Annotated in this window: 18 protein-coding genes; 6 read left to right on the forward strand and 12 right to left on the reverse strand. The window is 67.4% G+C overall.

Annotated features, from left to right (window positions below; translation table 11 throughout):
• Window positions 1-7: 7 nt before the first annotated feature.
• From ACIQCY_RS06050 to ACIQCY_RS06080, 7 genes are all read right to left on the reverse strand, one after another.
• Window positions 8-1,645 (reverse strand): dipeptide ABC transporter ATP-binding protein, encoded by a 1,638-nt coding sequence (locus ACIQCY_RS06050; RefSeq protein ID WP_400482990.1) that lies wholly within the window; start codon window positions 1,643-1,645, stop codon window positions 8-10.
• Window positions 1,642-2,181, reverse strand: coding sequence for a GbsR/MarR family transcriptional regulator (locus ACIQCY_RS06055; RefSeq protein WP_400482991.1), 540 nt, complete (start codon window positions 2,179-2,181; stop codon window positions 1,642-1,644). The genes ACIQCY_RS06050 and ACIQCY_RS06055 overlap by 4 nt, the downstream gene beginning before the upstream one ends.
• The gene (locus ACIQCY_RS06060; RefSeq protein WP_400482992.1) at window positions 2,178-3,611 is read right to left on the reverse strand and encodes a serine hydrolase domain-containing protein; all 1,434 of its coding nucleotides are present in this window, start codon (window positions 3,609-3,611) and stop codon (window positions 2,178-2,180) included. The genes ACIQCY_RS06055 and ACIQCY_RS06060 overlap by 4 nt, the downstream gene beginning before the upstream one ends.
• Window positions 3,608-4,501: an ABC transporter permease gene (locus tag ACIQCY_RS06065; protein WP_208739886.1), complete on the reverse strand. Its 894-nt coding sequence runs from the start codon at window positions 4,499-4,501 to the stop codon at window positions 3,608-3,610. The genes ACIQCY_RS06060 and ACIQCY_RS06065 overlap by 4 nt, the downstream gene beginning before the upstream one ends.
• Window positions 4,494-5,420, reverse strand: coding sequence for an ABC transporter permease (locus tag ACIQCY_RS06070; RefSeq protein ID WP_208739888.1), 927 nt, complete (start codon window positions 5,418-5,420; stop codon window positions 4,494-4,496). Before ACIQCY_RS06070 ends, ACIQCY_RS06065 begins: the two co-directional genes overlap by 8 nt.
• Entirely contained in the window at window positions 5,417-6,829 is a 1,413-nt protein-coding gene (locus ACIQCY_RS06075; protein WP_400482993.1) for a M14 family zinc carboxypeptidase, read from the reverse strand. The genes ACIQCY_RS06070 and ACIQCY_RS06075 overlap by 4 nt, the downstream gene beginning before the upstream one ends.
• An 82-nt stretch (window positions 6,830-6,911) precedes the next feature.
• Entirely contained in the window at window positions 6,912-8,498 is a 1,587-nt protein-coding gene (locus ACIQCY_RS06080) for an ABC transporter substrate-binding protein (protein ID WP_400482994.1), read from the reverse strand.
• 204 nt (window positions 8,499-8,702) lie between these two features.
• Between ACIQCY_RS06080 and ACIQCY_RS06085 the strand changes: the two genes are divergently transcribed.
• From ACIQCY_RS06085 to ACIQCY_RS06110, 6 genes are all read left to right on the forward strand, one after another.
• Window positions 8,703-9,317 carry an FMN-binding negative transcriptional regulator gene (locus tag ACIQCY_RS06085; protein ID WP_400482995.1) on the forward strand — a complete coding sequence of 205 codons (615 nt, stop codon included), beginning with the start codon at window positions 8,703-8,705 and terminating at the stop codon, window positions 9,315-9,317.
• Window positions 9,314-10,804: an amidohydrolase gene (locus ACIQCY_RS06090; protein ID WP_400482996.1), complete on the forward strand. Its 1,491-nt coding sequence runs from the start codon at window positions 9,314-9,316 to the stop codon at window positions 10,802-10,804. The genes ACIQCY_RS06085 and ACIQCY_RS06090 overlap by 4 nt, the downstream gene beginning before the upstream one ends.
• Window positions 10,805-10,872: 68 nt before the next feature.
• Complete coding sequence (locus ACIQCY_RS06095; RefSeq protein WP_400482997.1) at window positions 10,873-11,724, forward strand: helix-turn-helix transcriptional regulator; 852 nt, start codon at window positions 10,873-10,875, stop codon at window positions 11,722-11,724.
• Window positions 11,725-11,823: 99 nt separating this feature from the next.
• Window positions 11,824-12,444, forward strand: coding sequence for a 6-phospho-3-hexuloisomerase (hxlB, locus tag ACIQCY_RS06100; RefSeq protein ID WP_400482998.1), 621 nt, complete (start codon window positions 11,824-11,826; stop codon window positions 12,442-12,444).
• A gap of 42 nt (window positions 12,445-12,486) precedes the next feature.
• Window positions 12,487-13,110: a 3-hexulose-6-phosphate synthase gene (gene hxlA, locus ACIQCY_RS06105; RefSeq protein WP_400482999.1), complete on the forward strand. Its 624-nt coding sequence runs from the start codon at window positions 12,487-12,489 to the stop codon at window positions 13,108-13,110.
• Window positions 13,111-13,276: 166 nt separating this feature from the next.
• Window positions 13,277-13,687 (forward strand): hypothetical protein, encoded by a 411-nt coding sequence (locus ACIQCY_RS06110; RefSeq protein ID WP_400483000.1) that lies wholly within the window; start codon window positions 13,277-13,279, stop codon window positions 13,685-13,687.
• A gap of 56 nt (window positions 13,688-13,743) precedes the next feature.
• On the opposite strand, the gene ACIQCY_RS06115 is transcribed toward ACIQCY_RS06110, so the two are convergent.
• From ACIQCY_RS06115 to ACIQCY_RS06135, 5 genes are all read right to left on the reverse strand, one after another.
• Window positions 13,744-14,391 carry a class F sortase gene (locus ACIQCY_RS06115; RefSeq protein WP_400483001.1) on the reverse strand — a complete coding sequence of 216 codons (648 nt, stop codon included), beginning with the start codon at window positions 14,389-14,391 and terminating at the stop codon, window positions 13,744-13,746.
• Window positions 14,392-14,430: 39 nt separating this feature from the next.
• The gene (locus ACIQCY_RS06120) at window positions 14,431-14,847 is read right to left on the reverse strand and encodes an excalibur calcium-binding domain-containing protein (protein ID WP_400483002.1); all 417 of its coding nucleotides are present in this window, start codon (window positions 14,845-14,847) and stop codon (window positions 14,431-14,433) included.
• A 227-nt stretch (window positions 14,848-15,074) separates the two neighbouring features.
• A complete protein-coding gene (locus tag ACIQCY_RS06125; protein WP_400483003.1) occupies window positions 15,075-15,548 on the reverse strand; it encodes a cupin domain-containing protein in 474 nt (157 codons plus the stop codon).
• Window positions 15,549-15,737: 189 nt separating this feature from the next.
• Window positions 15,738-16,865 carry a hypothetical protein gene (locus ACIQCY_RS06130; protein WP_400483004.1) on the reverse strand — a complete coding sequence of 376 codons (1,128 nt, stop codon included), beginning with the start codon at window positions 16,863-16,865 and terminating at the stop codon, window positions 15,738-15,740.
• Between the two features lie 469 nt (window positions 16,866-17,334).
• Complete coding sequence (locus tag ACIQCY_RS06135) at window positions 17,335-18,753, reverse strand: hypothetical protein (protein WP_400483005.1); 1,419 nt, start codon at window positions 18,751-18,753, stop codon at window positions 17,335-17,337.
• Window positions 18,754-18,853 lie beyond the last annotated feature (100 nt).

Below are 18,853 nucleotides of genomic sequence, written 5' to 3' on the forward strand. Positions count from 1 at the left end.
CGTCGGTCTACAGCGCGGCGACCGACTCATGACGCCGACGTGCCTGCTCCACAGGATCCGGAACGGGAGCGGCCGCGAGCAGGCGTTGGGTATAGGGATGCTCGGGGGCAGTCAATACTGTGTGGCGGTCACCCTGCTCGACGATTTTTCCGCGATGCAGCACCACCACGCGGTCGCAGAGCTCGTCCACGACCGCGAGGTCGTGACTGATGAACAGGCAGGCGAAACGGAGATTGCCTTGGATGGTGCGCAGCAACTCGAGCACTGTCGCTTGCACTGAGACATCCAGCGCCGAGGTCGGCTCATCTGCAATGAGCAGCATCGGCTCGAGCGATACCGCGCGGGCTATCGCTATGCGCTGGCGCTGGCCACCCGAGAGCTCGTGCGGGTAGCGCCCAGCCCACGAGGCAGGCAGCTCGACAGCCTCGAGCAGGCGATCGACACGCGCAGAAAGTGCGCCACCGCGCAGGCGTTCGTGGACCCGGATGGGTTCGCCGATCGACTGGCCGATAGTCCGTCGGGGGTCGAGCGCGGCAGTAGGGTTCTGGAACACCACGCCGATGCGCTTCTTGAGCGCTCGCGCCTGGGAGCGCGACGCTGTGGCCAGATCGACACCATCGATGACGATATGACCTTCGGTCAGCGGGGCGAGGCCGGGCGCGCTCTTGCCGATCGTCGACTTGCCTGAGCCCGATTCGCCGACGAGAGCGATCATCTCCCCAGCGCGGATGTCCATGGAGACGCCGTCGACCGCGCGCATCGCACGCCCGCGTCGATTGCGGTACTCCACCACCAGATCGGCGATCTCGAGAACCGGACGTTCGTGAGGTACAGCTGTCGATGCTCGGTGGGCGGATCCGAGCCGTGGGACCGCCGCGAGCAAGGCCTTCGTGTACTCCGCCTCGGGGGATTCGAAGATGCGCTGGACGGGCGCGGTCTCCTCGACCCGTCCCCGCCGCATGACGACGACCCGGTCTGCAAGGTCCGCCACGACGCCCATGTCGTGCGTGATGAGAAGGATCGCCGCGGCGGTGCGCTGCTGCAGCCTCCGCAGGACGTCGAGGATCTCCCGCTGCACGGTGACGTCGAGCGCCGTCGTCGGTTCGTCGGCGATGAGGACCTCCGGGTCACACGCGAGAGCCATGGCGATCATGATGCGCTGCGCCTGCCCACCGGACAGCTGGTGCGGGTAGTAGTCGAGCCGGTCCTCGGGATCGGGCAGCTCCACCATCCGCAGCAGCTCCACGGCACGTTCGCGACGCTGAGCTGCGGTCAGCTGTGGGCGATGGCGCTTCAGCATCTCCAGGATCTGGTATCCGACGGTGAAGACCGGGTCGAGCGCGTTCGACGGGTCCTGGAAGATCATCGAGACCTTCCGGCCCCGGATCCCGGACAACACCTTCTCGGAGGCGCCGAGAACGTTCTGGCCGTCGACGAGAATCTCGCCGGATGCGCGCGCATTGCCGGGGAGCAGCCCGAGCACGGCCAGGGAGGTCACGCTCTTTCCCGAACCCGACTCACCGACGATGGCGAGCACCTCACCGGCATGGAGGTCGAAGTCGACGACGTGCACGGCCGGCACACGATCTCCCCCCACGAGGAAATCGATGGCGAGGTTCCGGACGGTGAGCACGGGAGTTGTCATGGCGTTTCGTCCCTCGTTGTCGTGTGGTCGTTCTCATGGGCATCGCGGTACGCCTCCCAGTCGAGGAGCATCTTGCGGTGGTACCCCTCGAGCCAGGTCATGTAGCGCTCGGCGTTGCGCAGCCGCGTGCGCGGGCTGGCCGCTTCGCTGTCAAGGATCCCGAGGCCGCCGGTGATCGCGCCCTTCATCCGGCGCAGGTACTCGCGCTCGCCACTGAGGAACGTGCCCCACACGTCGTCCTCGACCCGGAAGTAGTGGGCACGATCCCCGGGGATGTTGTGCCGCTTGAGGAAGCCGACGATCACGAGCGAGCGGGTGGCCATCGATACCGCGCCGGTACTCGCCTGCAGGAGCTGGCCGATCTGCGCGGATGACAGGTAGGGCTCGTCCACGATCATGAGCAGACCGAGGACGCGGCCCTCCATGCGGGCGTTGTTCGCGAGTTCCCATGAGGAGGCGAAGTCCTCGATGAAGGTCCGGGTTTTGTCGTCCAGCTCGCCCGAGAAGGACCGCGAACCGCTCTGCTTGTCTGTCATAGGGACATCTTGCCAAGCGTGTCGACAGGGCGTCCCGTCGCGAGCGCCGCGCGGTAGGTGTCGATCGGCCAGAGCGTCATCCCGCCCAGGGCTACGGACAGGATCCGCCCCGCCCCATCGCGCGTGAAGTATGCGGGCTCACCCGTCGCACCGAAGCCCGGGATGCGTTCGGCGAGGAGCTCGTCGTCACCGACGACGTCGAGGAACTGGTGGGCGAGGGCCGGCTCGGGGGACCGGGGGTTGATCGAGACAAGATGCCCGCCGAGTTCCACGATGTCGGTGACGCCCCACATGTTGGCGAAGCGGCCGGTATACCGCGCGAGGACCGCCGGGTCGTGCGCCTGGGCCGCCGTGGTGGGGGAGAGGGCGATCTCGATGATCTGCAGCAGGCCGGTCGCGAGGGAATCGGCGGGTCCGTCGACCGAATTGGTGAGCACGCTGAGCACGAACGCGTCGTCCGGGTCGATCCAGGTGCGCGTGATATGACCGGGGTAGCCACCGCTGTGCCCGACGAGCTTGCGCTCTCCCACGGTGCGAATCTCGAAGCCCAGCCCGTAGCGGCCGAGTTCCCGTCCGCGGACCTTGACGATGGTCTCCTCGCGCTGCAGCAACCGTTTCGAGGAATCCGACACGAGGGTTTCGTTGCCGAACCAGTGCGCGGCGCCATAGCTCGTCAGTTCGGCGGCGGTCGAGAACCAGCCGGTCGCGGCCGCCATCGCGCGGGTGTCGACGTGTCCGATCCGCCAGCGCCGGTCATCGGCTTGCGTGAGACCCGTGTGCCCGGCCGCGTACTCGGCGGCGCGGTCGGCGTCGTACTCCGGCCCGGAATCGACGAGGCGCAGTCGGTCGACGATGTTCACACGCACGTAGTCGTTGTACGGCAGCCCGCTCGCGGCCTCGATGGCGAGCCCCAGCAGGGAGTAGCCGACGTTCGAGTACTTGAAGTACTCGTCCGTCTCGTACACGGCTCCGTTGAGCCGCGACTCTTCGAGCAGGGCCTCCCGGTCGAGGAACTCCCCGCCGCGCTGCCAGAAGTCGTTGTCGACGCCGTCACGGATCACGCCTGCGTTGTGACCGAGCAGGGCGCGCAGGGTGACCGTGGCGAGGCGGGTCTCCGCCAGTTCCGGGACCCAGGTGACGACGGCGTCGTCGAGCCGGAGGAAGCCCTGCTCGACGAGCTGCAGCACCGCCGTGGCCGTCATGGTCTTCGAGTGCGAGGCGATGCGGAACAGGTGTCCGGGGGTGAGCGTTTCCCCGGTGTCGACGTCCGCGGTTCCCCAGGCATAGTTCAGCACGACGTCGTCGTCGACCCGCATCGCCGCCTGGACCCCCACCGCTCCCCGGAAGGCGCCCTGGAAGGCGATCCAGCTCTCGAGGTAGGGGGCGATGCGAATGAGGACGGCGGTCCGGTCCGTTGCGGTGATGGTCATGAACGTCCCTTCGGGTCGAGGGCGTCCCGAAGGATGTCGCCCAGCGTGATGAGGCTCAACACCGTGACGGTGAGGAACAGGCTCGGGAAGACGAGCAGGTGGGGGTCGCTCTGGAAGTACGACTGCGCCGTGGAGAGCTGCAGTCCCCAGGAGATCGAGGGTTGACGCAGGCCCACGCCGAGGAACGTCAGCGTCGACTCGGCGACGATGACGGAGCCCACCATGGTGGTGGCGATGGCGAGCACCGGCCCGAGCGAATTGGGCACGACATGTCCGAGCAGGATACGACGGTCGGTCAGTCCCATCGCCGACGCAGCCTGCACGTACTCCGCCCCACGTACGGTCCGCACGGAACTGCGCACCAGCCGCGAGAGCGTAGGCCACGAGAAGAACGCGAGCACGAGGGAGACGGTGAGGGCCGAGCGCGTGCCCGCACTGTTGAGGACCACGATCGCTCCGAGCAGGAACGGGAACCCGAGGAACACATCGGTGAGCCGCGAGACGATCCGGTCGGCGACGCCTCCGTAGTAGCCGGCGATCGTTCCCAGCACCATCGCGATGACCAGGCACAGGATGGTGGTGAGCAGGCCGATGAAGAGTGAGGTCTGGGTCCCGTGGACCACGTTCGCGAAGATGTCGCACCCCTGGAGGTCGGTGCCGAAGACATGGGTGGGGCTGGGTTCCTGCGCGCTACGGGACAGGTCGCACGCTCGGGGGTCGGGCTGTCCGAACAGTCCCGCGATCGGGCCGGGCAGAACGGCGATGACCGCGAGCACGCCCAATGCCGCTGAGCAGATCCAGAAGAGAGGCCGCTTGCGGAGGGTGGTCCAGACGCTTCGGTCGCCGGGGGTGACGAGGGGTGCCTGCTGGGACGCGAGTTGCTCACTCATGGCGGATCCTGGGGTCGAGGAGGGAGTTGATGAGATCGACGACGACGCTGGTCATCAGGAAGATGAGGATGAGTGCGGTCGCCACGCCGACGACCGTCGGCCCCTCGTGTGTCCGGATGGCGTCGAACAGGAGAGCTCCGATGCCGGGCAGGTTGAAGATGGCCTCGATGACGACGGTCCCGCCGAGGAGGTAGCCGAGGTCGATCGCGAGGAACGTCAGCACCGGGGTCACCGAGTTGCGCATGACATGGACGCCGACGACGTTGCGGCGCGGCATCCCCTTGGCGGTGAGGGTCCTGACGAAGTCCGACCGCAGGGTGTCGACGACGCTGCCCCGCATGAGCCGCGTGACGCTGGCGAGCCCGAACAGCGCGATCACGGTAGCCGGCAGCAGGTACGCCGTCGGCCATCCGGCTCCGGCCCCGGCGATGGGGAACCAGCCGAGTTGCAGTCCGAAGACCAGCTGGGCAGAGACGCCGAGGACGAAAACCGGTACCGAGGTCGCGAGGATCGTGCCGATCAGCAGGGTGCGATCGAGGATGCCGCCGTTGCGCAGGCCGGAGACGAGGCCGAGGATCACGCCCACGACGACCTCGATCGCGAAGGCGGTCAGGGCGAGCGTGATGGTGATGGGCCATCGCGCGGCCATCCGGTCGCCCACGGGCCGGCCGTCGAACGTGGTGCCGAGGTCCCCGGTGAACAGCCCCCCGATGTAGCGCAGGTATTGCAACCACACGGGTTCATCCAGGTGGTACTCGGCGCGTAGTTGCGCCTGTACGTTCTCGGGCAGCGGACGGTCGCCTCCGAGCGCTGCGATCGGGTCCCCGGGGAGCGTGAACACCATCGCGTAGATGATGAACGTGACCCCGATGAACACGATCGCGAGTTCGATGAAGCGCCGGCCGATGTAGCGGGTCATGAAGCGTCCTCCGCCAGGAGCCGGGCCGCGACGGCGAGCGTCGAGGCGTATTGCACGCCCACCAGTTTCTCGATCGGCAGCACGGTGATGCCCGGTACGGATTCGGACTCCGCGATCCACCCGTCGTAGACCCGGGCCAGCTCCGTGCCGATGAGGCGCAACTCGGCTGGGGCGACGCCGGCGTTGACCTCGGCATCGATGGCACGCAGGAGCATCCCGCCGAAGCGCAGGCGGAAGCAGCGCACCGTGTCCTCATTGGTGAAGACCTCGGCCGTGGTGGCCATGCGTGAACTCTCGGGAAGCTCGGCCCTGCGGGCCTCGGCGTCACCGACTCCCGCCATCATGGGGATGAACGCGCGCGAGGCCCGGAGAAACGGTGAGTCGAGCACGAGGTGCGGCAGCGCCGACGACAACGCGTGCTGCAGCACGCGGCTGAGGTCACCGAGACCGGCAGCCTTCTTCCGGAGGACAGCTGCGTAATCGGTGCCGCCCGGGCGCGTGTCGAAGGCGTCGGGATGGGTCCAGTACGGCAACTCGGCCACGAAGGTGACCGACCCGTAGCGGCGCGCATAGTCGGCCGACCCGCCCCCGCCCACCTCCGCCACGGGATCGAGGCCGAGCGATTCGAGGTAGTCGTAGTGTTCTGTTGCGAGGGGGGCCAGGAACACCGCAGGCGCGAGCGCCGTGAGATCGGCGGATTCGGGTTCGCCTGCGTCGAGGGGGAGACCGAGAGCCTCAGGGATGGCGTGGAGGTCTGCGACGGCTCCCGCGATGTCGCGCCCCAGATAGTAGTAGACGCCCCCTAGCTCCGCATTGTGCAACCCGACGAGCAGCGCGGGTCGCGTCTCGTCGATCAGGCGCATGAGTGCCTGCGTCTCCGGCATCGACCGATCGAAATACGCCTTCTTGTAGCTGAGGGGGAACGACCACTCGACCTGCTCCTGCGGTGCCGGGCGGTAGAAGTTGCGGGCGTAGTGCGAACGGCTCGACGGCGCGCCGAACCATCCCTCGTTGAGCCGCGTTCCGTCGGGATCGATGCACGGGATCAGATGCCAGGTTGCGTCGACCGCGGCGAGCAGGGCGTCGTCGGCGGTGAGATCCTCTGCCAACCGCTCGATGGTGTGGAAACCGATGGGTTCATTGGGGTGCACCCCTGCGTACACCAGGATGTGTGCGGAGCCGGTGCCGACGGCGTAGTCGTGGATCGGGTCACCAGCCCGGGAGGTTCCGATGCGGCGTCGGGTGACGCGTCCGGGATGCGCAACGGCGATGGCGTCGAAGCGGGCCAGGAGGTCGTCGACGCAGGGGAAGTCATGCAGGGGTGCCATTCTGGTGGCCCGGTCGAGGATGTCGCCGATCGAGCCGGTGACGACGTCGGCCGTTCGGGTGCTGGTGGCGGTACTGGTCATGCGGGGACGTTCCTCCCTGATCGAACGGGTGCAGCTCGGTGGCGGGCCGCCGGATCCACGGGAATCCGGCGGCCCGGTTCCACTAGCCTGCGAGCTCGATGTGCGTCAGTCGCGGGTTCCCGACGGGGGACGTCACCAGCTCACTCACCTTGTCCGAGACCACGTACGAATAGGTTTCGAAGAAGAGGGGCGGTGCGGGGAACTCGGCAAGAATCAGTTCCTGCACGGCGGCGTAGGCTTCGCCGTCCTCGGTGGCCTCGGCGTCGGCGGTGTCGATCGCAGCTTTCACCTCGGGGTCGTACCAGGGGATGCAGTTGGCGCAGCCACCGTTCTCGACGAAGAACGGACGCATCGTTGCCTGCTGGCTCGGGTACAGGGCGCCCCAGCGGGAGAAGAACGGTCCGTCGATGGTACCGGCGGTCCGGTTGTCCGAGAACTCGGCCCAGTCAGCGCTCGGCACCGCCGAGGCATCGATGCCGAGGTTCTGGCGGAGATTGTTCGCTATGGCGTTGTAGAACTCGTCCAGTCCGCCGCCGCCGGGGAAGGAGATCTCCATGGTGCCCTCGAAGCCACCCGCCTCGTCGAGCAGGGCGGCCGCAGCCTCGGGGTCGTACTCGCAGAACTTCCCGCAGATGCCCTCGGGAGTCCCGGGCTCGATGGCCGGCGTGAAAGCGGTGGCGGGCGTGTTGGCACCGCCATAGATGACCTCGTTGATCGTCTCTCGGTCGATGGCCATCGAGATGGCCTGGCGGACCCGGATGTCCTGGTATCGCTCGTCCCACAGCGGAAGGCCGAGGTAGGAGATGCCGGGTGCCTCGAAGGAGTAGAAGGCGTCCCCGAAATCCTTACTCGCCTGAGGCAGGCGGCTGGCGGGCACGCTGGCGACGTCGAGGTTGCCGGCCTGCACATCCGTGTACGCGGTCACTTCGTCCGTGTAGGGCACGAAGCTGATCTGGTCGGTCGTCGGGGCGTCCCCGGCGTAATCCTCGAAGGCCGTGACCACGATGGTCTCGTTCTCGACGTAGTCGTCGACCATCTCGAACGGCCCATTGCCGACCGGGTGGCTGTTGTAGGCGTCGAGGTCCTCGAACGCCGACGGGGGCATCGGATACATGGCGGTCTGCGCCTGGCTGAGCTGCAGCGGGAACTGGCTGTCGGGGCCGATGAGTTCGACCGTGAACGTGAGATCGTCGACGACGGTCAGCCCGGACATCTCTTCCGTGGCGGGCTCGCCCTCCGCGGGGTTGAGGTCGGTATAGCCGACGATGTTCGCCACCTGGCCGGAGTTCTCGAAGGCGTTCGGGCCATAGGCGACGGTGTTCCAGGAGTCGACGTAGGACTGCGCCGTCACCGGAGTTCCGTCGTGGAAGGTCCAGCCGTCCTTGAGCGTGATCGTCCAGGTGGTGTTGTCGTCGGATTCGACCGACTCGGCCTGCACGTAATTGAGGGTGCCGTCCGACTCGAGGAACGTGAGCGGAGCGAATACGGCCATGGAGAAGTCGTAGGCGACCAGCTGGCGACCGGGCGTGAGGGTGCCGGGATCGGTGACACCCATCGTGATGGAGCGGTCTTCGGAATCAGAGGCTTCACTTCCTCCTGACGAACACGCTGACAGGGCAAGCAGAGCGACCGTAGTGGTCGCCGCCATGGTGAGCAGTTTCTTTCTCATCGTTCTCCTGTTTCGGGGGCAGAACCCGGTGCTGGACGGGAGCTGAAGCGGGAAGTATCCGTCGGCACGGGGGTCGGCGGTATCGCCAGCAAACTCGGCACCGGGCGTCGGGTCAATGCATTCCGCGTCGAAGTTTCATTACTTAATGAAACCTGAACAAGATGGAAACAAACCAAAAAACAGTTTCGTGGCAGAGTGACGAGCATGCGCCACACGCCACACTTCGTCCTGTCCGACGTCGGCGAGGTCAAGCGACTCGTCCGCGAGAATCCCTGGGCGACGATCGTGTCCTCACCGGCCGGCGGACTCGTGGCGTCCCACTATCCGGTGATGCTCGAGGAGACGTCCGACGACAGCATCAGCATCATCAGTCATGTGGGGCGCCCCGACGAGCAGCTGCACGACCTCGGGAACCACGAGGTACTGGTGATCATCCAGGGCCCGCACGGCTACATCTCACCCGGCTGGTACCCCGAGGACCAGATCATCCCGACCTGGAACCACGTCACGGCCCACCTGTACGCGACGCCGGAGATCCTGTCCGAGGAGGAGAACTTCCGGGTGCTGGGGAGGCTCGTCGATCACTTCGAGGGCGTCATGCCGGAGCCCAGCTCACTGACCCTGGACCCCGAGGCATCGCGCCGCGTCGCCCGGGGAACGGTGGGCATCCGCCTGCGCGTGACGCGCTTCGACGCGAGGCTGAAGCTCAGCCAGGACAAGGCTCCCGCGGTGGTCGAACGGATCGTCGACGAGCTCGAGCACGGCGAGCACTACGCGAACCCTGCCCTCGCTCGCGAGATGCGGCGCGTCCACGGATGAAGAGCGAGACGGGTGACGTCCTGCTCCGCTCCGCCCGGCTCGTTGGGACGGCGGGAGATCCGCTCGACATCCTCGTCGAGGACGGCGTCATCTCGGCGATCGGCGGATCCATCGGTTCCCGCAGGGCCCGGGTGGTGGAGGTCGATGGGCGGTGGGTGTCACCGGGTCTCTGGGACTCGCACGTGCACATGGGCCAGTGGGCCCTTCTGCGACAGCGGCTCGACCTGTCCTCGGCGACATCCGCCGCTGGTGTGGCAAGGCTGGTGGCCGAACGGCTGCGGGCGGCGCCACCGCCCGCCGGACAGCCCCTGATCGGCTACGGCTTCCAGGACGGGTTGTGGCCTGATGCACCGTCGGCACAGCTGCTCGATGCCGTCAGCGCCGACGTCCCAGTTGTCCTGGTGAGCAAGGACCTCCATGCTGCGTGGCTCAATTCGAGGGCCCTCGCCCACCACGGTTCCGCCGGCCATCCCACGGGATTGCTGCGCGAACAGGCCGCGTTCGACGTCAACACCCGCATCAGCGCGGTTCCCGACGATCACCTCGACGCCTGCGTGGCAGAGGCTGTCGACGCGGCGGCCGCCCGCGGCGTCGTCGGCATCGTCGACCTCGAGATGACGCTGTCCATCGACCGGTGGGTGCACCGTGTCGCCGGCGGCACGCGCGGCCTGAGGGTGCGGGCGTGTGTGTACCCGCAGGATCTCGACGCCGTCATCGCGCGGGGCCTGCGCACAGGGGACGTCATCGACGGCACCGAGGGCCTGGTCACGATGGGACCCTTCAAGATCATCACGGACGGGTCGCTGAACACCCGCACCGCGTTCTGTCACGACCCGTATCCCGGACTCGAGGAAGCAGACGGAGGGCACGGGATCTCCACCGTGGACGGGCCCGGCCTCGTCGATTATCTGCGCCGCGCGTCGTCGGCCGGGCTCGTGCCCGCGGTCCACGCGATCGGCGATGCCGCGAATACCCTCGCACTCGACGCGTTCGAGGAGGTCGGCTGCGGCGGCAGCATCGAGCACGCCCAGCTCGTCCACGCGGACGACGTCGGGCGGTTCGCACGGCTGGGCATCACGGCCAGCGTCCAGCCCGAGCACGCGATGGATGACCGCGACGTCGCGGACCGCTACTGGCCCGGGCGGACGCACCGGGCCTTCGCCTTCGCGAGCCTGGCGGCAGCAGGGGCGAGGATCACCCTCGGCTCGGATGCACCCGTCGCCCAGCTGGACCCGTGGGTCTCGATGGCCGCTGCCGTCTCCCGGGCGCGGGACGGGCGGGAAGCCTGGCACCCGGAGCAACGCGTGCTGTCATCGGTGGCCCTCGCAGCATCCACCGACGGGCGCGCGACGCTCCGAACAGGGTCGGTCGCCGACCTCGTGATCACCGAGCTGGACCCGCTCGTCGCCAGCGACGCTCAGCTGCGGAGCTTCGACGTGTCGGCGACGATGCTCGGCGGGCGCTGGACGCACTTCGCCCTCGACTGACAGCCGGAGCGGCCCCGGGATAGATGCCGGAGTCCGGCCGACGTCCCGGGTACGGCAAAATGGAAGGCATGGACCGGGCCGCAGAGATCTCCGCTTTCCTGCGCTCGCGACGCGCACGGCTATCCCCAACCGAGCTCGGAGCACCGTTCGACGGCAGGGTGCGCCGCGTGCCCGGGCTCCGCCGGGAGGAGGTGGCCCGGCTCGCCGGGATGAGCCCGGACTACTACATGCGGATCGAGCAGGGCCGCGGTGGCGCGGTGTCGCTGGAGATCATCGATTCCATCGCCCTGGCCCTCCGCCTGGACACGGTGGAACGAAATCACCTGCTGAACCTCTGCGGCACGCCCACTCCACACCACACGCCGGGCCTGGAGCCCCAGCGCGTGCGTCCCGGGCTGTACGACCTGCTCGCCGTCATGGAGTCGGTTCCCGCGATCATCCTCGGACGACGCACCGACGTGCTGGCCAGCAACCGCCTGGCGAGGGCCCTGATGACCGACTTCGAGGCGATTCCCGCCTCGCGCCGCAACTACGCCCGCTTCATCCTCCTCGACCCGAAGGCCCGCGAGCTCTACCAGGACTGGGAGCAAGTCAGCGAGCAGACCACCGCGATGCTCCACCTCGACGTCGGACGCTTCCCGGAGGACCGCCAGCTCGCAGAGCTCATCGCCGATCTCCGGAAGGGCTGCCCGGAGTTCACCCGGTTCTGGGACGACCAGAACGTGCACGAGAAGGACCAGGGCGAGATCCGCTTCAACCACCCGGTCGGTGGGGAGTTCGTGCTGCACTACCAGACCCTCCTGGTTCCGGGGGAGGCGGACCAGAGCGTCTGCACCTACTACGGGGCGCCGGGATCCAGCAGTGAAGCGGCGCTCGCGCGCCTGGCCGGAATGACGACGTCGTCCCCTGCACCTGCCTGACCGGTCCGCCGCTGTGGCACAGACCACGGTCCAGGCTAGCCCTGCGAAAACTAGGTCCAGCGGGGTAGGTCTTGCGCGCTGGGACGCTCCGGGGGAGTGATGGACTGGAGTCCGGACCAATCCCCACAGGCAGGAGCACCACCCGTGACGAAAACATCGGATACACCGTCGGTTGCAGCCGGCCTCCGACTGATCCAGGACGAGCTCGCCGGAGCGGCGGACGGACTGCAGGAGGACCAGGTCGCAGCGCTGGCTACCGAGATCCAGCGGGCCCGGCGCGTGTTCGTCACCGGGGGAGGCCGTAGCGGTCTCGCCCTGCGGATGCACGCGATGCGCCTCATGCACCTCGGACTCACGGTGCACGTGGTGGGCGAGACGACGACGCCGGCCATCGCCTCCGGTGACCTCCTGATCGTCGCTTCGGGCTCCGGTACCACCGCCGGTGCAGTGGCCGCCGCCGAGACGGCAGTGTCCGTGGAGGCACGCGTCGTGGCGCTGACCACCGACGGCGAGTCGAAGCTCGCGGGCCTCGCCCACCACGTGGTGGTCATCCCCGCTGCGCAGAAGACGGACCATCGCGGCACCGCATCCCGCCAGTACTCCGGCAGTCTCTTCGAGCAGGCACTGCTCCTGGTCCTCGACGCCACGTTCCACACCCTCTGGAAGGCCGACGGCACCTCCGCCGAAGACCTGTGGCCCCGGCACGCCAACCTCGAATAGGCGCGCCCCTCCCTCTCATCCGCAGCTAGCAAAGGAAACACCATGAAACTGCAACTCGCCATGGACGTACTGACCGTCGAAGACGCCCTCGAGCTCTCCGGGAAGGTCGCCGAGTACGTCGACATCATCGAGCTCGGCACCCCGCTGGTCAAGAACGCCGGACTTTCCGCCGTGACCGCCATCAAGGAAGCCCACCCGGACAAGATCGTCTTCGCGGACCTGAAGACCATGGACGCCGGCGAGCTCGAAGCCGACATCGCCTTCAAGGCCGGCGCCGACCTCGTGACCGTCCTCGGTGTCGCGGACGACTCCACCATCGCCGGAGCCATCAAGGCCGGCAAGGCCCACGGCAAGGGCGTGGTCGTGGACCTCATCGGCGTCGACGACAAGGCAGCACGCGCCAAGGAGGTCACCGACCTCGGCGCCGAGTTCGTGGAGTTCCACGCCGGACTCGACGAGCAGGCCCAGGACGGCTACGACCTCAACACCCTCCTGGCCTCGGGCAAGGAGGCCGGCGTCGCCTTCTCCGTGGCCGGAGGCGTGAAGCTCGCCACCGTCAGGGATGTGCAGGCATCGGGTGCGGACGTCGCCGTCGTGGGCGGCGGCATCTACAGTGCCGACGACCCGGCCCAGGCCGCGAAGAAACTGCGCGCAGCGATCAGCTGACCGACCTGGTTGCACCCAAAAGGCCCGTCCCGACGACGTCGGGGCCGGCCTTTCGGCTCCCACGGCTGTGCCGGCAGGTGCCGGGTTTTTCGCCATTGCCTCGTCGAATCTGTAATGTGCCGAGCACGCGTGTGATCACAAGGGGGTAGTGAGCATGGGGCACGGAGTGACAGTATCGCGGTCGGCGCCGGCTGGAACGCCAGGGCTGGCGGCGGAGACGGAGCCGTTCACGGCGGCGATGCGTGACGGCGTCCTGTGGGTGAGCTGGAACCGGAGCACGAGCGTCACCGACGAGGACGCACGGGCGCTGGTGCGGCGCGCCGATGCGGTCTGCCCGGGCCTCTGCCCGCCCATGCTGGTCCAACTCAACGGCATGGTCTCCCTGAGCCGCTGCGCACTCCAGACCTTCGCGACCGAGCTGAACATCGCGGCGATGGCGATCGTCGGGCCGTCTGCCGTCGATGAGACCCTCGCCGAGTTCTTCATCCAGGTCCACGAGCCGCCCTACCCGACGTCCCACTTCACCTCGACCGACGAGGCGCGAACCTGGCTCACCGAGCATCCGCACGCCCCCTGACGAGGGCCGAGCGGGCCACCTGGCGGTCCTGTGCATCCTCTCCGCCGGAGGCCGACCTATCCGGCGATGAGCGTCGCGTAGACCACGTAGTTGTCGTCGAAACGACCCGACTCGGGGTCGAAACCGTCGCAGGTGATCAGGCGCAGCTCGGCGCCGGCGGTGTTGCCGTACACCTCCTGCGTGGGGAAGGCGTCCTTGGCATACTGCTCGCCGCGCTGGAAGGCGAATATCGCCGTCGTGCCGTCCTCCCTGGTCACCGAGACGGTGTCACCCTCGCCCAGGTCCCGCAGGTCCGCGAAAACACCAGGGCCGCCGTCGGTCGCGTTCACATGCCCCAGGAGGACCGCTGGTCCACGCTCGCCGGGCGTGGGGGAGAGGTTGTACCAGCCGGACGGAGCGCCCGGATCACCCGGCGGCACGTCGAGCGTGCCGTCGTCCCGCAGTCCGAGGGAGATGAGCTCCGACGTCGTGCCCGTCGACGGGATGTGGACGGAGACCGGGCGGGACGCCGGCAGGACCTCCGGAAGGTGCTCCACGGGCTGCTGCGACGAGGCCTGAGGAAGCCCGGTGGGTGCTGGACCCGCCGTTGCGGAAGGTTGTCGGAACGCAGGATCGGGTGCCGCGGCGCACCCTGCCAGCAGGCCGACGGCGATCGCCACAGCAGCGACAAGGCTCCTGCGGCGATCGCCTCGCCTGATCGTCATGGGCAGTGCGTTTCTGTGCTGTGGTCCTGGTCCTGCAGGTCAGGCCCCGGTTCCGCGGCGGCGGACGACGAAGGTGCCGCCGGCCACGGCTGCGAGCAGGAGTCCGGCGCCGAGGGCCAGCGGCGCAGTCCCGGTAGCAGGATCCTGGGCTACACCGGTGTCCGCTCCGCCGACGGGCATCTGGCCCACCTGCGTGGGTTCCGCTCCCCGGATCTCCGTGGTGCCGCCCGGGACGAACTCGGGACGGTAGTCGTAGAGATCGCTCTCGCAGGCAATACCGTCGCCGTCGACGTCGAGCGCCGCGCTGTAGGCCGGCGATCCGACCGGGATGTTGTAGACAGCCGCAGCGGCTGCCTGGTCACAGTTCTGGTAGGGGAAGGCGTGGGCCGGCGCTGCCGACAGTGCGGTGAATGCCGCTGCTGCTCCCAGGGTGATCGTCGCGGTGCTCTTCTTCATGATTGCCCCTTTGCACTCGAGAAATCGCTCCTGGCATCGCCGGAGCGGATGACAGCAAAAGGTATAGCACATGGACTATCTCGATGGTCCTCTGTCTGGAACTGTGACAGCTCTCGCATCGGCTGGTTCACACCCGAGCACCATCAGCAGAGCGGTCGCCCACAGAAGATACTGTGCAACGGACGAAGGCAGCCCAACGCTCGGCGGTGTCTTCGCGGTGCAGAGACTCAGGCGCTCTCTTCGCCCTTGTCGTCGACTTCCTCGACCCACGACGGCGGGTCGTCGCGGCCCTGCTCCTCATCCTTCTCGGCGTCCTCCGGTGTCTCCTGCACTATGCCCTGCGCGTGATGCGTGGGTGCATAGATGGTGTACAGGCGCAGTGGTTCGTCCCCGATGTTCTCGACGTCGTGCCATGTGCCGGCGGGAACCTGAATGCTCCAGCCGTCCTCGACGTCCTGCCGGAACGGGAGGTCGTCCTTCGAGGGGCCCATTTTCACGCGGCCCCTCCCGGCATCGATGCGCAGGAACTGGTCGGTACCGTGATGCACCTCGAGGCCGATCGCGCTGCCGGGCTCGATCGACATGAGCGTCACCTGCAGGTGCTTGCCCGTCCAGGCAACGCGGCGGTAATCGGCGTTCTGCGTGGTAGCACTCTCGATGTGGAACGCATTCGGGTTCGGTCCGTTGTCGGTGATGTCCATGAACGCATTCTGTACCACTCCCCGCCGGGGTCGCCAGATCGGGACCACGGGGCCGAGCCGGTTCGCCCAGCGAAGGGATCAGGGGTATGCGGTGGGGCATCGAGAATTCGGACATCGATGACGGCGAAACCATCGCCCCTCCCACCCGGCGGGTGAGAACCGGGATGGTCAGTGGAGGCCCGGGGTGAGCTACCGGACCATGAGCTCGAAGGGCGACTCCGCCGCACCGGTCCAGCGGTAGAGATCGAGCACGGCGGTCTGCTGGGTGACGCCGTCCTCGACGACCCTGCCCTGGGTCGCGATGTAGAAGTAGCCGCCACCGAGGGACTCGAGTCCGACGTCGGCCGTGAAGTTCCAGCCGCGGATGCCCGTGGGCTCGTGCTGGAGGCCCTGCTGGAGGAGGGGCAGGAGCAGGCCTTCCTCGTGGGTCGGCTGACCCTCGAGGAGGCCCCGGGCGGGACGCGACGAACCGTCGATCGCGTACAGCGAGTAGTTCGGGAACTGCTCCTTCACGCCCTTGTAGACGCCGAGGAGCCAGGTATGGGTGGAGGCGTCGTAGTCGAGGTTCTGCACGCCGTAGGTGGTGTTGCCGGTGTAGACGAAGTACTTGCCGTCGGTGCTGGCGGGCCCGCTGGTGTGGGGGGCGGCCTGCGTGAGGGGCCGCTCGTACTTCTTCCAGCGCGTGACGTCGTACTGCAGCAGCACCTGGTGGTCGTTGTCGGTGCGCTCCGTGTTCGAGTAGACGCCGTAGGCAACCGTCAGGAGCTGCTTGCCGCTCTTGCGGCCGAACGCCGGGCCGAAGGAGACGCCGTCGATCCCGCTGCTGCCGTACCGGTGGTCCGGGGTGTCGGCGATGTTGCCGTCGAAGACGCCGTTCCCGTCCAGGTCCGCGGTGAAGTCCTGCACCACTTCGTCGAGGTAGACGGCGGTGACGATGCCGTCGGTCTCGGCGTCCATGTCCAGCCCGGTGATCCTGTCCACGTCGAAGATCGCGATGTAGAAGGACTCCGCCTCCTTGTACTCGAGCGACCCGTAGACGCGGCCGTCCTTCTCGTTGAAGTCGAGGTCGCCGAGGTGCCCGGTGAAGCCGGTGACGGTGCCGAGGACGGTTCCGTCGAGGTCGGTCTTCACGAGCATCGAGGTGAAGGAGTAGTAGACGACCTCGTTCTCCGTGTCGACGGCGATCCCCTGGACGTGGCCGGCGGGCCAGGCGCCGCCGTCGATCGTGGCGGGGAAGTCCTCGACGGCCGGCTTGGCGGCCCCGGTGACCAGGACGGCGGACAGCAGGACGGTGAAGGCGCGGAGAAAAGGGTTCACGGGTGGCTCCTCGTCGGGCAGCGGTGGTGTCGGTTCCACGCTGTCGAGGGGGAGTCACGGGCGGGTGGCCCCTACCGGGACTGGAGGTGAACAGCCTACGAAGGCTGTGGTCTCAACCGGCCGACGCGCCGCCCGAGGGGAACCGGCGGCGCCTTGATGAAGCTCCGGTCTCAGGAGAGCTCTCGACGCCGCCGATCCACTCGAGAACAGCCTTACCGCTGGGGAACGAAGGCTGCCTCACGCCAGCTTCTTCTGGTCTCAAGAGAAGAGCAGCGATTGGGCGGGACGACATCAGCCCGAAAGAGAGGGCGTATCGTCGCCCCCGATACACGATATGGGAACCGCTGAAGCGAGGCGCGAGTACTGCATACCTAAGGTTGGATGCTCAGACACTGGTTCCCCTCGCGCTACTACTCGCAGTAGGCGAACCACCACAAGTAGTACCTGCTTCAGGTTCTGGTCCCGCCGTTCATCCGATGGTTGCAGATCGCGCCGGGACGCTGAGGGTTTTACCGTACGCGGTGACGGAGCGGGTGATGGTCGTGGTGTTGACCGCGACGACGCTCCCGTTGGACAGTTTCACCACGTTCACCCCGGCGAACCTGAGCGGTGCTGCGGTGGCATAAGCGCCGGAGTTCGCTGCCCGGGTCAACGCAGTCACCTGCGAGTCGGGCAGAGTGACCGACGCTGTGGTGACGGTTTCGAAGTTGGCGTCGTCGTCCCAGGCGTTGTCCTGGCATGTGGGCTCGGCCTGAGAATGCGTCACTGTCATTCCCTTGGCTGCCGCCGTCCGTGTCTGCAGCAGGTGTCCGAGGGTCATGCGGTGATCGAGTGTGCGGCGATTCTTCGCAGCGGCGACGACCGCGGCCCGCGCTCCGAATGAGTCGCGGAGGCACGGCGCCACATTGCCGATGTCGGCTCCCTGGCGGTATGCCGTCGTCGGCAGTTCTCGCAAGGGCACGGAGTAGTCGTGCTCGACCACGGGCATGCCGGCGGCGGTGATGGCCTGGTATGCGGCGCTGGCTTGTTCCAGGTCCACGAGCGGCAGCGGACTGCCCGTGCCGCTGGCCACGACGTGCTCGCGGAGGGCGAAGTCGACGCTGCGGGTAGCGGCCAGTTCCTTCGCGAGGTTCACCTGGTTGCTCCACGCGGGGTAGACACCCAGGTTGAGTGCGACGGGGACATCGCGGCCCATGGCGCGCGTGAGGGTCGCGTCGAAGCGCTGCACGGCTGCGATCAGCGCTCGGCCATAGGCGTCGTCGTTCACCCACGGACCCCACTGACCGACATCGACCATGTCCTGTCCGTGGGATGGTGACATCGAAGCGTCGTCCAGGAAGATGCCGTCGAAGCGGGCCGGAGCGGCGTTCGTCGTTCCACGCTGGGCGTCGGTCGTGAGGATGGTATGCGCCGTGGCTGCGCATGCGTCCGCGTAGGCCGGTGACAGGTCGGCGACGGTGAGGTACGAGAAGCCGGGATAGCTCGCGAATCCATCCTCGTTACGGGCGACTCTCGGGTTGGTCGTGGTGACGGCGAACTGTCGGCCGGCAGCCGTGGCGGTGTCCGCGCACGAGTTCTGGAAGACGCCGTTCCACGACTCGAAGTCCCTCATGGCGCCGATATTGAGATAGGCGAGGAACCTGGTGCCCGGATTGGCCGCTTTCATGTCGGGGAGTGTGCAGTCTCCTGGTGCATCCGTGGTGGCCATCATGGGGTCGACGATCGCGACGGAGACCTTGCCGGTCAGGGCTGCTCCGGGGCACAGGAGCTGGCCTTGCCGGTAGCCCTGGAGGTAGGCGGGTAATTGCTGCCCGGTACTCGTTGTCAGGCTGCCGGCACTCGCAGGAGATGCGAGTGAACCGACAGCGAAGACGGCGGCAAGTGCCATGGAAACGAAAGTTGCCCCGACGGCATTCAGCTTCATATCCACATAGTGGGTCACAGCGCTCGGCAGAAGCTGCCCCCAAGGTGGATTCTGAGGAATCCTG

The sequence above is a fragment of the Arthrobacter sp. NPDC092385 genome, from assembly GCF_044755105.1.
Taxonomy (GTDB): domain Bacteria; phylum Actinomycetota; class Actinomycetes; order Actinomycetales; family Micrococcaceae; genus Arthrobacter_D.